We start from the raw sequence: 12,441 nt of genomic DNA on the forward strand, positions 1-12,441 counted from the left end.
CGGTGGACGATCGTCCACCGGGCCCGCCCGCTCTCCCCTCTTATGACCCCTCTTATGAGACGAGGACTACGCGGACTACGCGCGACTGGTGCCCCAGTCGTCGTCGACGGGCGTCCTGTGGTCGCGGAGCGAACGGACCCGCTCCGCGACCGACTCCGGCAGCCGGTTCCCGACCTTCTCCGTCACGATCCCCGCCGCTTTCGACGCGGCCTCGCGGCTGGTCTGGGCGGCGCTCTCGGTGGCGTTGCGTACGGCGGGGTTCTCGGCCACCCGCTGTGCCGTCTGCCGCAGACGCTCGTAGCGCTCGCGGCCGGCACGCGTCCCGAACACGTACCCGACGGCCAGTCCAGCGGCGAACGTGAGCCGGTAGCGCATGGCTCCACCCTTCTCTCGGATCTCTCGGTTGCATCGGTTACCCGGCGACCGCACGGCCGAACCGATACCGATTTCGAAGTACCCCCTGGCATGCGCTAATGTATGGCGCGCGGCAAGGGAACGCCGTCCAGCATCAAGTGGGCGCGCCCGAGCAGCGCATTCCCGTGTAGCTCAATCGGCAGAGCAGCCGGCTGTTAACCGGCAGGTTACTGGTTCGAGTCCAGTCGCGGGAGCAACCGAAAGAGCCCTCCTCGGGGCTCTTTTTCTTTGCCGGGCAAGTCCGTTGGGCGGGGCGGGAACCGATCACCAGGTGCTCGCAGTCCTCCCTCCCGTACGGCACCACCCGGCAGGGGCGGGAGATCGTATGAGCAGCTATGCTGCGGCAGATGCGGCGCGCACAGATGTGCGTGATCCGCGCGAACGGGGCGGTAGCTCAGCCGGTTAGAGCAGCGGACTCATAATCCGTCGGCCGTGGGTTCGAGTCCCACCCGCCCCACTCGACCTGCGCCGAAGGGGCGCCCATGCTCACGGGCACGGGCGTCCCTTCGGCGCTGACGACCCTTCCGCTCCGAGGCGTACGCGGTGCTCGCCCGTCGCCGTACCGTCAACTGCCGCCGGAGCAGCCCTGGTTACGGCTGTGAAGCTCGCAAGTGCGAACTGGGCCCGGACGAGGCCCAGTTCGGATGTACGCGCGGGCGGCTCCGCCCGGGTGCGCTCAGCTCGCGGGCGCGGGGGCGTCCTGCGGGGCGGTGGCGGCGCTCATACGGCGGCGGGCACGGCGGATGTAGACGACGTTCCAGGTGGCCAGGGCGACCATGGTGGCGATCATGATCAGCTCGCTGACGCCCACCATCACGCTGACCGGGAGCAGATAGACGAGCGGGATCCGCAGCAGCGACTCCAGGAGCAGACCGAGGCCCCAGACGGCGGAGCAGAGGCGGTGGCCGTGGCGGATCCGCGGTTCGCTGCGGTACTGCTCGCGGAACGCGGCGGCGCGTGCGGGGTGGAAGCTCTCGGCCGCCGCGAGCGTGAGCGGACGGCCCCAGAGCACGGTGGCCAGGAACACCAGGCCGATCGCGCCCGTCGTGAAGGAGTTCTTCAGCAGCAGGAACCGGGCGTCGCCGCTGACGAGGCTGAGAACCGCGCCCACGGCGAAGGCGACGAGGATGACCGAGGCGAAGAGGTTCACCGTGCGCTCGCGGAGCACGCCCCACAGCACGCGCAGTCCGGCGAGGGCGGTCGCGGTCAGCAGTGCGGTGCGGTCGCCGGCGCCGAGTACGTGGAGGACGTAGTAGCCGGCGACGGGGATGCCGATGTCGGGGATGAGGGAGCGCAGCATCGCCCGCGGGGAGACGCCGGCGACCTGGTCGGAGCCGCCGTCGGCGGGGGCAGTTGCGGTGGCGGACGTGGTCTGAGCCGAGGTGCCGGATCCGGTGCCGGGCGCCGGCTCCCGGGGTGTGCCCGTGCGCGGTGCGGTGTCGTCTTCGGCGGGGGCCTGCGTGGTCGGTGTGCGGGACATGTCGTTACCTCCGGTCTCGGGCCCGGCAGGAGGCGTCTCCGCACGGCTGCCGTGCCGTTGCTCCGTCATCGCGGCCAGCTTTCCAGGTCGCCTGTATGGAAAAACACCATAGCAAGACAACTGACTTGGAATCAACGGGCTTTCTGCGCAGCCGATCCGGCGAAGAGCCGCTCCAGGTGGCGATCCATCAGCGACACCACCTCGGCCGCGGTGTGGGTGCCGAGGTGGAAGTGGGAGCGCAGACCGTCGCTGAGGGCGATGAGCACCGCCGCCTCGCTGCGCGGATCGCACTCCGGGGAGACGTCGCCCGCCTGGACGGCCAGTGCGATCTGCCCCTCCAGCAGTCCGCGGAGCGCCGCCATCCGCTGCCGTGCGTGCTCGCGCAGCTCGTCGTTGCGCGCGGCCTCCAGCATGAAGTCGATGTTCAACAGGCTTCCCACACGGGACTCTTCGTCGGTGGGCAGCATCTCCATGACGATCGCGCGGAGCCGGGCAACATGATCCGCGTCGTCGACCCCGGCGAGCCGCTCGGTGGCGCGCTCGATGTTCTTGCGCCTGATGAACTCCATGGCGAACCTCATCAGGTCCTGCCGGCTGGAGAAGTAGTGCTGGAGCTGGCCCAGCGACATCCCGGCCTCCGCGGCCACCTCGCGCAGGCTCACCCGCTCCAGGCCGCGCACCTTCGCGACCCTCCACAGCGCCTGGGCGATCGCCGTTCTGCGCACATCATGATCCACCTGCTTCGGCACACCAGCTCCTCGGTCGGCGGCTGTTTCCATACAGCCGACTTCATTCCGCTTCATGGTAGGGGCACCGCGCATCACACGGACCCGCGCGGTCGGCGACGGCCGACATGTCAACCACAGTTGACATGAGGCTTCGTGTCATCCAAAGTTGACGACATGGCCGCATCGGAAGCACGAGAAGCAGTGGACACAGCCGAGGCCGCCCTGCACAGCGACCCCCATGTCGGACTGCGGGCCGTCGCCGCGCTGCGGCGGCTGTCCGAGCGTCTGGAGGTGCTGCAGGTCGACAACGCCCGTGCCCAGGGCTGGTCCTGGGACGAGATCGGGGCCGCGCTCGGCGTGAGCAGGCAGGCCGTACACAAGAAGCACGCGAGGAGGTAGGCGGGATGTTCGAACGATTCACGCGGTCCGCACGCGAGGCCGTGGTGGGGGCGCAGGAGGAAGCGCGCGAACTGGGGCACGACTGGATCGGCACGGAGCATCTGCTGCTCGCCGTCCTGCGCCGGCCCGAACAGCCGGGCGCCGCAACGCTGGTACGGCTCGGGGTCAGCGCCGAGAACTGCCGCGCGGCGGTCGCCGGCGTGGTCGGGGGCGGCGACGGCGACGCGCTCGGCGCCGAGGACGCGGCGGCGCTGAAGTCCCTCGGGATCGATCTGGAGGAGATCCGGCGGCGGGCCGAACGGGCCTTCGGGGACGGGGCGTTGGACACCCCCGTGAGCGACCCCGGCGAGTCCGCGCCGCGCCGGCGGCGTCTGCTGCGGCGCCGACGTCCGCAGGGCGGGGGCAGCTTGGGGATCCCGTCCGGTACGTCTCCCGGTCCGCGGGGGCACATCCGCTTCACGGGACGGGCGAAGAAGGCGCTGGAGCTGTCGCTGCGCGAGGCGATCGCGCGCCGGGAGCGTCATATCGGCGTGGAGCACGTCGTACTGGCGCTGCTGCGCGGGGACGACAAGATCTCGCAGGGGATGTTCCAGCGGCTGGGGGTGACGCCGAAGACGGCGCGCGAACTCGTCCTGGCGGATCTGCGGCCGGCGGCCTGACCGTACGGGCCCACGGGACGGTACGGGTCCGGCGGCGAGCCGGGATACGGGGCGGACCAGGCGGGCGGGCTCAACTGCCGTACGCCGTCGTGCACTTGGGGCGCGGGCGGCGGCGCGGTCCGCCGCCGCCACGGGGGACGCCCCGCGGCGCCCGGGAAGCGGTGGGCGTTACGAGTACAACCCCGTGAGCGGGTCGTGTGTCTTTCTGTGTGCCGGATTCTTCAGCAATCGACCACGAAGAGCCGTCCGGCGAGGAAAGTCATGCTTCATGCCACTTGAGGGGGAAACATGCGCATTCGCTTTGCCAAGACCGCGGTCGCCGCGCTGACGTGCGCGCTGCTGACGGTCCCCGCGTCGGCCGCGTACGCCGGGAGCGGGCCCGCGCCCAAGCCGTCCGAGCGGAGCGCGGCGAAGTCCACCGCGCCGTCCGCGAAGGGCAATCCGTCCAGCAAGGCCGCCGAGGCGGCGGGGGTCTGCGACGACGCGTACCAGATCGGCAGCACCGGCTACGTCACGCGCAGCGGCGTCACCATCGCCTCGGTCAAGCAGTTCTACTCGCCGGAGTGCGGCGAGAACTACGGCTACGTGTGGGTGTGGGACAGCTTCCGCGAGACCGCCGGCGACTACGACGTGACCACGGCCGTCTACAGCTACTCCCAGGACGAGATCCTCGGCGGCCGGTCCTGGACGAACACCACCAAGCAGGAGTTCTGGTCGCACGGCACCGACACCGTGAAGGAGTGCACGGCCGCCGTGGGATCGGTGCGCAAGGCGGGCGACCCGCTGTCCAACCAGGCCGCGTCGTCGAAGCGTTGCTGAGTCCGCGCGGCGCCGTTCACCGGCTCCATCGGCTGCACCGGCTCCACCGGCCCGGCCGGACCGACCGGCGGCGCCGGATCGGCTGACCGCCGCCGCCGTCGCGCGAAGCTCCCCGTACGGTCCGAACGGGCCCCGGTCTCCGGGACGTTCGTACGGGGAGCTTCGTCATGGCGGCCCGGTCACGGACCGCCCCCGGTCAGAGCGCGGCGGCCATCCGCCGCACCGCCTCCTCCAGGATCTCCGGCGACGTCCCGATGTTGAGCCGCGCGTACCCGGCGCCGCCCGTGCCGAACGCCGGGCCCGGGATGAGCGCGACGCGGCCCCGTTCCAGGAACGCCGCCGCCGGGTCGTCGCCCAGGCCCAGCGCGCGGCAGTCCAGCCAGGCGAGGAACGTCCCCTCGTGCGAGCGGTAGCCGACCTGCGGGAGGTGCTCTTCGAGCAGCGCGGAGAGCAGCCGGCGGTTGTCGTCCAGGGCGGAGAGCAGCGCCCGCAGCCAGTCGTCGCCGTGCCGCAGGGCCGCGACATGTCCGATGACCCCGAGATGGCTGGGCCCGTGGCTCACCTCCTCGGGCATGCGGGCGAGTTCGGCGGCGGACTCGGCGCCCGCGACGGCCATGGCGGCCTTCAGCCCGGCGAGGTTCCACGCCTTGGAGGCGGAGAGCAGCGAGAAGGCGCGTTCGGTGCCGGGGAGCGAGAGGTACGGGACGTGGCGGGCGCCGGGCAGTACGAGCGGTGCGTGGATCTCGTCGGCAACGACGCGTACGCCGTGTTCGCGCGCCAGTTCCGTCGCCGCCGTCAGCTCCCCGGCGGTGTGCACCGTGCCGGTGGGGTTGTGCGGGTTGCACAACAGATAGGCCGCGGCGCCGCCGCCGTCCGCGCCCTCCCGGAAGGCACGGGCGAGGGTGTCCGGGTCGATGCGTCCCTCGGGGGTCAGCGGCGCCTCGACGACGCGGCGGTCCATGTGCGAGACGAAGGCGTAGAAGGGCGGATAGACGGGCGAGTTGACGACGACGGCGTCGCCGGGCGAGGTGATCAGCTTGAGCACCTCGACGACGCCGCCCATCACGTCGGGGACGATCGCGGCGCGTTCCGGCCGCACGCGCCACCCCCAGTGCCGCTGGGCGAAGGCGTCCAGGGCCTCGGTGTAGGAGTCGGCCATGGCGTAGCCGGTGTCGCCCTCGGCGACCGCGGCGTGCAGCGCCTCGGCGACGGGCTCGGCCAGGTGCACGTCCATCTCGGCGATCCACAGGGGCAGTACGTCGGCGGGGTGCACGCGCCACTTCGCGCTCGTACGGCGGCGCAGCTCGTCCAGCGAACACTGCCGCAGCGGGTTGCTCGTATAGGTGTCCACTCCCCCACGCTAGGCCGTGTCCGCAAAGTCCCGGTCTGGTGCGGTGTCCGAGGGTGCCAGCGGGGCGCCGTGGGGCGTAGGGCATCATTCCGGCATGGGAATCGTCGCCGGTCTGGAGAGCTCTGCCGAGTACACGCGCATCGTCGTCTGCGACGCCGACTCGGGCGCGGTCGTCAAGCAGGGCTACGCGGAGCACCCGGCCGAGCGCGACGATCCGCAGTCGTGGCTGATGTCGCTGGGGAGCGCGGCCGGTTCGGGGCAGTTCGCGGACGTCGAGGCCATCGGGGTCGCCGCTCAGCAGCAGGGACTGATACCGCTGGACTCCGCGGGACATCCCGTACGGGCGGCGCTGCTGGGCAACGACCGGCGGATGCAGCCGGCGGCGGCCGACCTCGTCGACGCGCTCGGCGGGCGGCACGCCTGGGCGGAGGCCGTCGGCGCCGTACCGGAGGCGGGGCATCCGGTCTCCAAGCTGCGCTGGCTCGCGCGCAGCGAACCGCAGACCGCGGCCCGCGTCGCCGAGGTGCTCCAGCCGCACGACTGGCTGGTGTGGCAGCTCCTGGCCCGGCCGCCGCGGCGTACGACGGACCGCGGCGAGGCGTCGGGCACCGGCTACTGGTCGGCGGCGCAGGGCGCCTACCGCCCCGATCTGGTGGAGCTCGCGCTCGGCCACCAGGTCGCGCTGCCCGAGGTGCTCGCACCCGCCGAACCGGCCGGGCGCACACCCGAGGGGCTGCTGATCTCCGCCGGTACGGGCGAGACGATGGCCGCGGCGCTCGGGCTGGGACTGGGCATGGGCGACGCCGTGATGTCGCTGGGCGCCTCCGGCTCCGTGTGCGCCGTCCACCACGAGCCGCTGACGGACCCGAGCGGCACCATCACCTCGTACGCAGACGCCACCGGGCTGCACATGCCCGCCGTACGGACCGTCAACGCGACGCGGGTGCTGCGCGGCGCCGCCGAGCTGCTGGGCACCGACGTCAAGGGGCTCTCGGAGCTGGCGCAGCGCTCGACGCCCGGGGCGTACGGGCTGGTGCTGCTGCCCTATCTGGAGGGCGAGCAGACGCCTCAACTGCCGCACACCGCCGGGTCGTTGCACGGTCTGCGGCGCGAGAGCATGAAGCCCGAGCATCTGGCGCGCGCGGCCGTCGAGGGCATGCTGTGCGGGCTGGCCGACGCGCTGGACGTGCTGCGCGGCCGAGGCGTACAGGTACGGCGGCTGTTCCTGCTGGGCCCCGCGGCGGAGCTGCCCGCCGTGCAGGAGGCGGCGCCGGTGCTCTTCGGCACCCGGGTCGTGGTGCCACGGCCCGCCGACTACACCGCGATCGGGGCCGCGCGGCAGGCGGCCTGGACGGTCAGGGGCGGGGCGCAGCCGCCGCACTGGCCGGCGGCGGAGTGCGAGGTCTTCGAGCCGGGCGAGGGGCTGGCCGCGGGGCAGGCGGTGCGGCAGCAGTATGTGACGGTGCGGGACGAGATCCACCCGGAGGCCTTCGAGGACTGACCCCGGCGGGCGGGCGATCCTCCGGCGTGCAGGGCGGCCGCAGGACGAGCCGCCCGGTCTTTGCCCGGAGTTGGGAGCGCACGCCCCTGACCCGTCCGAAAATGGGAATACACGGCGTCGCACCGACGAGTAGTGTCGATCGGCCGCTATCGAAACGCATCACTCTGCTTTTCCGCACGGGGGACCTTTGTGCTGATCCGTCTGCTCCGCGAGCATGTGCGCGTCTACCGCCGCCCGGTTCTCGCACTGGTGCTGCTGCAACTGGTGCAGACGTCCGCGACGTTGTATCTCCCCACCCTCAACGCCGACATCATCGACCACGGCGTGGTCGTCGGCGACACCGGCTACATCCTCACCTACGGCGCCGTGATGCTCGGCGTCTCCTTCGCACAGGTCGTCTGCAACATCGGCGCGGTGCTCCTCGCGGCCCGCACCGCCGCGGCGGTCGGCAGGGACATCAGGGCGCGGGTCTTCGACCGCGTACAGACCTTCTCATCGCGGGAGTTGGGGCGCTTCGGGGCGCCGTCGCTGATCACGCGGACGACCAACGACGTCCAGCAGGTGCAGATGCTGGTGCTGATGACCTTCACGCTGATGGTCTCGGCGCCGATCATGTGCGTGGGCGGCGTCGTCATGGCGCTGGGCCAGGACGTGCCGCTCTCCGGCGTGCTGCTGGGCGTCGTGCCGGTGCTGGCCCTGGTGGTCGGCCTGATCGTACGGAGGCTGCGTCCGCTCTTCCGCACCATGCAGAAGCGGCTGGACGGCGTGAACCGGGTGCTGCGCGAGCAGATCGGCGGCATCCGCGTCATCCGGGCCTTCGTCAAGGACGACTACGAGCAGCGGCGCTTCCACGAGCACAACACCGGGCTGACCGGAGTGCAGGTGCGCGCCGGGCAGTTGATGGCGCTGATGTTCCCGACCGTCATGACCGTCGTGAACGCCTCCAGCGTCGCCGTCGTCTGGTTCGGCGCGGGCCGCGTCGACAGCGGGGCGATGCAGATCGGCGGGCTCACGGCGTTTCTGGCCTATCTGATGCAGATCGTCATGTCCGTGATGATGGCCACGTTCATGTTCATCATGATCCCGCGTGCGGAGGTGTGCGCCGACCGCATCATGGAGGTGCTGCGGACCTCCTCCAGCGTGGTACCTCCCCGGCGGCCCGTACACGCGCTGCGCTCCCCCGGCGTACTGGAGCTGCGCGGCGCCGGGTTCCGTTATCCGGGCGCCGAGGCCCCGGTGCTGCACGACGTCGGTCTGCTGGCGCGGCCGGGAGAGACGACGGCGGTGATCGGCTCGACGGGCAGCGGCAAGTCGACGCTTCTGGGCCTGGTGCCGCGGCTGTTCGACGCCACCGAGGGCGAGGTGCTGGTCGGCGGCGAGGACGTACGGGGCATCGACCCGAAGCTGCTGGCCGGGACGGTGGGGCTGGTGCCGCAGCATCCGTACCTCTTCAGCGGCACGGTCGCCTCGAACCTGCGCTACGGACGTCCCGACGCGAGCGACGACGAGCTGTGGGAGGCCCTGGAGACCGCGCAGGCACGGGAGTTCGTGACGGGGATGGACGGCGGCCTGTACGCGTCGGTCGGCCAGGGCGGCAACAACGTCTCCGGCGGACAGCGGCAGCGGCTCGCGATCGCGCGGGTGCTGGTGCACCGGCCGCGGATCTACCTCTTCGACGACTCCTTCTCCGCCCTCGACTACGCGACGGACGCGGCGCTGCGCGCCGCCCTGTCCACGAGGACCGCGGACGCGACGGTCCTCATCGTCGCCCAGCGGGTCTCCACCATCCGCGAGGCCGACCGGATCCTCGTGCTGGACGAGGGCCGGGTGGCCGGCAGCGGGCGGCACCACGAACTCATGCGGGACAACGCGACCTACCGGGAGATCGTGCTCTCCCAGTTGACCGAGGAGGAGGCGGCGTGAGCGGCCCGGGACGGATACCGGGCGGCGGCGCACCGCCCCGGCGCTCCAGCGACTTCCGACGATCGGCCGGGCGTCTGCTCGCGCAGTTCCGGCCCGAACGGGCGCGGCTCGGCGGCATGGTGGGCTTCGGCCTGCTCGGTGTGGGCTTCAGCGTGCTGGGCCCGAAGATCCTCGGCGACGCCACCGACCTGATCTTCGCGGGCGTCGTCGGGAAGCGGCTGCCGGACGGACTCAGCCGCGAACAGGTACTGGACCGCATGCGCGCGGAGGGGAAGACCGGAGTCGCGGACATGCTCTCCGGCACCGACTTCACACCGGGCCGCGGCATCGACTTCGGCGCGCTCGGCCACGTCCTGCTGCTGGTGCTCGCGGTGTACGCGGCGGCGGGCCTGATGATGCTCGTCAGCGGAAGGCTGTCGGTACGGGCGATCAACGGCACCGTCTTCCGGCTGCGGGAGGAGGTGGAGGCGAAGCTCTCGCGGCTGCCGCTGTCGTACTTCGACCGGCAGACGCGCGGCGAGGTCCTCAGCCGTGTCACCAACGACATAGACAACATCGGGCAGACGCTGCAGCAGACCATGGGCCAGATCGTCAACTCGCTGCTGACCGTGGTGGGTGTGCTGGTGATGATGTTCTGGATCTCGCCGCTGCTGGCCCTCGTGGCGCTGGTGACGGTGCCGCTGTCGCTACTGGTCGCCACCCGGCTGGGCAAGCGGGCGCAGCCGCAGTTCGTACGGCAGTGGGCCGACACCGGCAAGCTCAACGGGCACGTCGAGGAGATGTACACCGGGCACGCCCTGGTGAAGGTCTTCGGACGGCAGGAGGAGTCGGCCGCGGCCTTCCGCGAGCACAACGAGGCGCTGTACCGGGCGAGTTACAAGGCGCAGTTCGTCAGCGGCGTCATGCAGCCGGCGATGATGTTCATCGCGAACCTCAACTATGTGCTGGTGGCCGTCGCCGGCGGGCTGCGGGTCGCCTCCGGGGCGCTGTCGATCGGCGACGTCCAGGCCTTCGTGCAGTATTCGCGGCAGTTCAGCCAGCCGCTCAACCAGGCCGCCTCGATGGCGAACATGGTGCAGTCCGGGGTCGCCTCGGCCGAGCGCGTCTTCGAACTCCTCGACGCGGAGGAGCAGTCGCCGGATCCGAAGTGGCCGGAGCGTCCCGCGACGGTGCGCGGCCGGGTCGAGCTGGAGCGGGTCTCCTTCCGCTACGTGCCGGACCGCCCCCTCATCGAGGAGCTGTCGCTCACCGTCGAGCCGGGCAGCACGGTGGCCATCGTCGGCCCGACGGGCGCGGGCAAGACCACGCTCGTCAACCTGCTGCTCCGCTTCTACGAGCCGTGCGGCGGGCGGATCCTGCTGGACGGCACGGACACGGCCGCGATGCGCCGCGAGGAGCTGCGCTCCCGGATAGGGATGGTGCTCCAGGACACCTGGCTCTTCGGCGGCACGATCGCGGAGAACATCGCCTACGGGGCGGAGAGTTCGACCCGCGAACAGGTCGAGGAGGCGGCACGCGCCGCGCACGCCGACCGCTTCGTGCGCACCCTGCCCGACGGCTACGACACCGTCCTGGACGAGGACGGCACGGGCGTCAGCCAGGGCGAGAAGCAGCTCGTCACCATCGCCCGCGCGTTCCTCTCCGACCCGGTCATCCTCGTACTGGACGAGGCGACCAGCTCGGTGGACACCCGTACCGAGGTGCTCATCCAGCAGGCCATGGCGCGGCTGGCGCACGGCCGTACGAGCTTCGTCATCGCGCACCGGCTCTCCACGATCCGGGACGCCGACGTGATCCTGGTGATGGAGGACGGCTCGATCGTCGAACAGGGCTCGCACGCCGAGCTGCTGGCGGCCGGGGGCGCCTACGCCCGGCTGTACGAGGCGCAGTTCGCGGCGGCGGTCGCGGAGGTCGACTGACGTACGGGACGGCCGGCTCAAGTGCAGGCACGGGACGGGCCGGACGGGGAGCGTGCCCCGGGCGCCCGTGCCGGTCGGTCCAACCGGCCGCCCGTGCCGGTCAGTCGAGGTAGCCGCGGAGCTGGTCCGCGAAGGTGTGGTCGCGGAGCTTGGCGAGGGTCTTGGACTCGATCTGCCGGATCCGCTCCCGCGTGACGCCGAACAGCGTGCCGATCTCCTCCAGGGTGCGCGGCCTGCCGTCGTCCAGCCCGTACCGGAGCTGCACGACCTTGCGTTCGCGCTCGCCGAGCGTGGAGAGGACGGCCTCCAGATGCTCGCGGAGCAGCAGGAACGAGGCGGACTCGACGGGTGAGGGGGCGTCGCCGTCCTCGATGAGGTCGCCGAGGTTGACGTCCTCCTCCTCGCCGACGGGTGCGTGCAGCGACACCGGTTCCTGTGCGAGGCGCAGCACTTCGCTGACGCGTTCGCCGGTGAGGCCGAGCTGCGCGGCGACCTCGTCCGGCGCCGGTTCGTAGCCGCGTTCCTGGAGCAGCCGGCGCTGGACGCGTACGACGCGGTTGATCAGCTCCACGACGTGCACGGGGACGCGGATCGTACGGGCCTGGTCGGCGAGCGCGCGGGACATCGCCTGCCGTATCCACCAGGTCGCGTACGTCGAGAACTTGTAGCCGCGGGCGTAGTCGAACTTCTCGACGGCCCGGATCAGTCCGAGGTTTCCCTCCTGCACCAGGTCCAGCATCGTCAGGCCGCGGCCCACGTACCGCTTGGCGACGGAGACCACGAGCCGCAGATTGGACTCGATCAGGCGGCGCTTGGCCATCCGGCCCATGACGACGAGCTGGTCGAGTTCATGAGCGAGCCGCCCCTCGGGGGGCGTGACCGGGTCGCCGAGCTTCTCCTCGGCGAAGAGGCCCGCCTCCACGCGGCGCGCGAGGTCGACCTCCTCGGCCGCCGACAGCAGCGGTACGCGGCCGATCTCGCGCAGATACTGGCGGAAGAGGTCCGCGGCGGCGCCGGTGCTCTCCTGCCTCTCCGGCCGGGCCGGGACCTCGGGGGCCTCCGGCGCCGCGGCCGGTGCCTCCTGCCCGTCCGGCCTTCCGTGCTCGTCGCCTCCGGGGTCTCCGCCTCCGGGGTCTCCGCCTCCGGGGTCGTCCCGGCCGTGCTCGGCCCCACCGTGCTCGTCGCGGTCTGCCGGGGGCTGGGCCTCCGGCGGCGGAGCCTCAACGGGCGGAGCGGCGGCGGGAGTCG

At 71.7% G+C, this 12,441-nt stretch carries 11 protein-coding genes and 2 tRNA genes; 8 read left to right on the forward strand and 5 right to left on the reverse strand.

All coding sequences use genetic code 11. The features are described 5' to 3' along the window. Positions 1-75: 75 nt before the first annotated feature. Positions 76-375 (reverse strand): YtxH domain-containing protein, encoded by a 300-nt coding sequence (locus AN218_RS09655; RefSeq protein ID WP_070016356.1) that lies wholly within the window; start codon positions 373-375, stop codon positions 76-78. 160 nt (positions 376-535) lie between these two features. On the opposite strand from AN218_RS09655, the gene AN218_RS09660 reads away from it, so the two are divergent. Together AN218_RS09660 and AN218_RS09665 are read left to right on the forward strand one after the other, a co-directional pair. Continuing rightward, a tRNA-Asn gene (locus AN218_RS09660) sits at positions 536-608 on the forward strand. A 189-nt stretch (positions 609-797) separates the two neighbouring features. Beyond that, positions 798-871 (forward strand) — tRNA-Ile (locus AN218_RS09665). 219 nt (positions 872-1,090) lie between these two features. Here AN218_RS09665 and AN218_RS09670 read toward each other — a convergent pair. Both AN218_RS09670 and AN218_RS09675 read right to left on the reverse strand, forming a co-directional pair. After that, positions 1,091-1,894, reverse strand: coding sequence for a VC0807 family protein (locus tag AN218_RS09670; RefSeq protein WP_070016357.1), 804 nt, complete (start codon positions 1,892-1,894; stop codon positions 1,091-1,093). Between the two features lie 131 nt (positions 1,895-2,025). Beyond that, complete coding sequence (locus tag AN218_RS09675) at positions 2,026-2,643, reverse strand: TetR/AcrR family transcriptional regulator (protein ID WP_070016358.1); 618 nt, start codon at positions 2,641-2,643, stop codon at positions 2,026-2,028. Between the two features lie 153 nt (positions 2,644-2,796). On the opposite strand from AN218_RS09675, the gene AN218_RS09680 reads away from it, so the two are divergent. The 3 genes from AN218_RS09680 (at position 2,797) to AN218_RS09690 (ending at position 4,499) form a co-directional block, all read left to right on the forward strand. Continuing rightward, a complete protein-coding gene (locus tag AN218_RS09680) occupies positions 2,797-3,021 on the forward strand; it encodes a hypothetical protein (RefSeq protein ID WP_070016359.1) in 225 nt (74 codons plus the stop codon). Between the two features lie 5 nt (positions 3,022-3,026). Further along, on the forward strand, positions 3,027-3,680 hold the full coding sequence (locus AN218_RS39035; RefSeq protein WP_070016360.1) for a Clp protease N-terminal domain-containing protein: 654 nt from the start codon (positions 3,027-3,029) through the stop codon (positions 3,678-3,680). Between the two features lie 288 nt (positions 3,681-3,968). Further along, positions 3,969-4,499 (forward strand): hypothetical protein, encoded by a 531-nt coding sequence (locus AN218_RS09690; protein WP_070016361.1) that lies wholly within the window; start codon positions 3,969-3,971, stop codon positions 4,497-4,499. Positions 4,500-4,695: 196 nt separating this feature from the next. Here the strand turns inward: AN218_RS09690 and AN218_RS09695 are convergent, their stop codons facing one another. Further along, positions 4,696-5,850, reverse strand: coding sequence for a MalY/PatB family protein (locus AN218_RS09695; protein WP_070016362.1), 1,155 nt, complete (start codon positions 5,848-5,850; stop codon positions 4,696-4,698). A 94-nt stretch (positions 5,851-5,944) separates the two neighbouring features. Here AN218_RS09695 and AN218_RS09700 point away from each other — a divergent pair, with 94 nt between their 5' ends. The 3 genes from AN218_RS09700 to AN218_RS09710 all read left to right on the forward strand — a co-directional run bounded on the left by AN218_RS09700 (position 5,945) and on the right by AN218_RS09710 (position 11,193). Beyond that, positions 5,945-7,351: an FGGY family carbohydrate kinase gene (locus tag AN218_RS09700; RefSeq protein WP_070016363.1), complete on the forward strand. Its 1,407-nt coding sequence runs from the start codon at positions 5,945-5,947 to the stop codon at positions 7,349-7,351. Positions 7,352-7,540: 189 nt separating this feature from the next. Next, complete coding sequence (locus AN218_RS09705) at positions 7,541-9,274, forward strand: ABC transporter ATP-binding protein (protein WP_070016364.1); 1,734 nt, start codon at positions 7,541-7,543, stop codon at positions 9,272-9,274. Then, positions 9,271-11,193 (forward strand): ABC transporter ATP-binding protein, encoded by a 1,923-nt coding sequence (locus tag AN218_RS09710; protein WP_070016365.1) that lies wholly within the window; start codon positions 9,271-9,273, stop codon positions 11,191-11,193. The genes AN218_RS09705 and AN218_RS09710 overlap by 4 nt, the downstream gene beginning before the upstream one ends. 100 nt (positions 11,194-11,293) lie before the next feature. On the opposite strand, the gene AN218_RS09715 is transcribed toward AN218_RS09710, so the two are convergent. Continuing rightward, positions 11,294-12,441 (reverse strand): RNA polymerase sigma factor (locus tag AN218_RS09715; protein WP_244900380.1); only part of this gene is annotated, 1,148 nt, incomplete at its 5' end.

The organism is Streptomyces nanshensis, assembly GCF_001751255.1.
In the GTDB taxonomy this organism is placed as follows: Bacteria; Actinomycetota; Actinomycetes; order Streptomycetales; family Streptomycetaceae; genus Streptomyces; species Streptomyces nanshensis_A.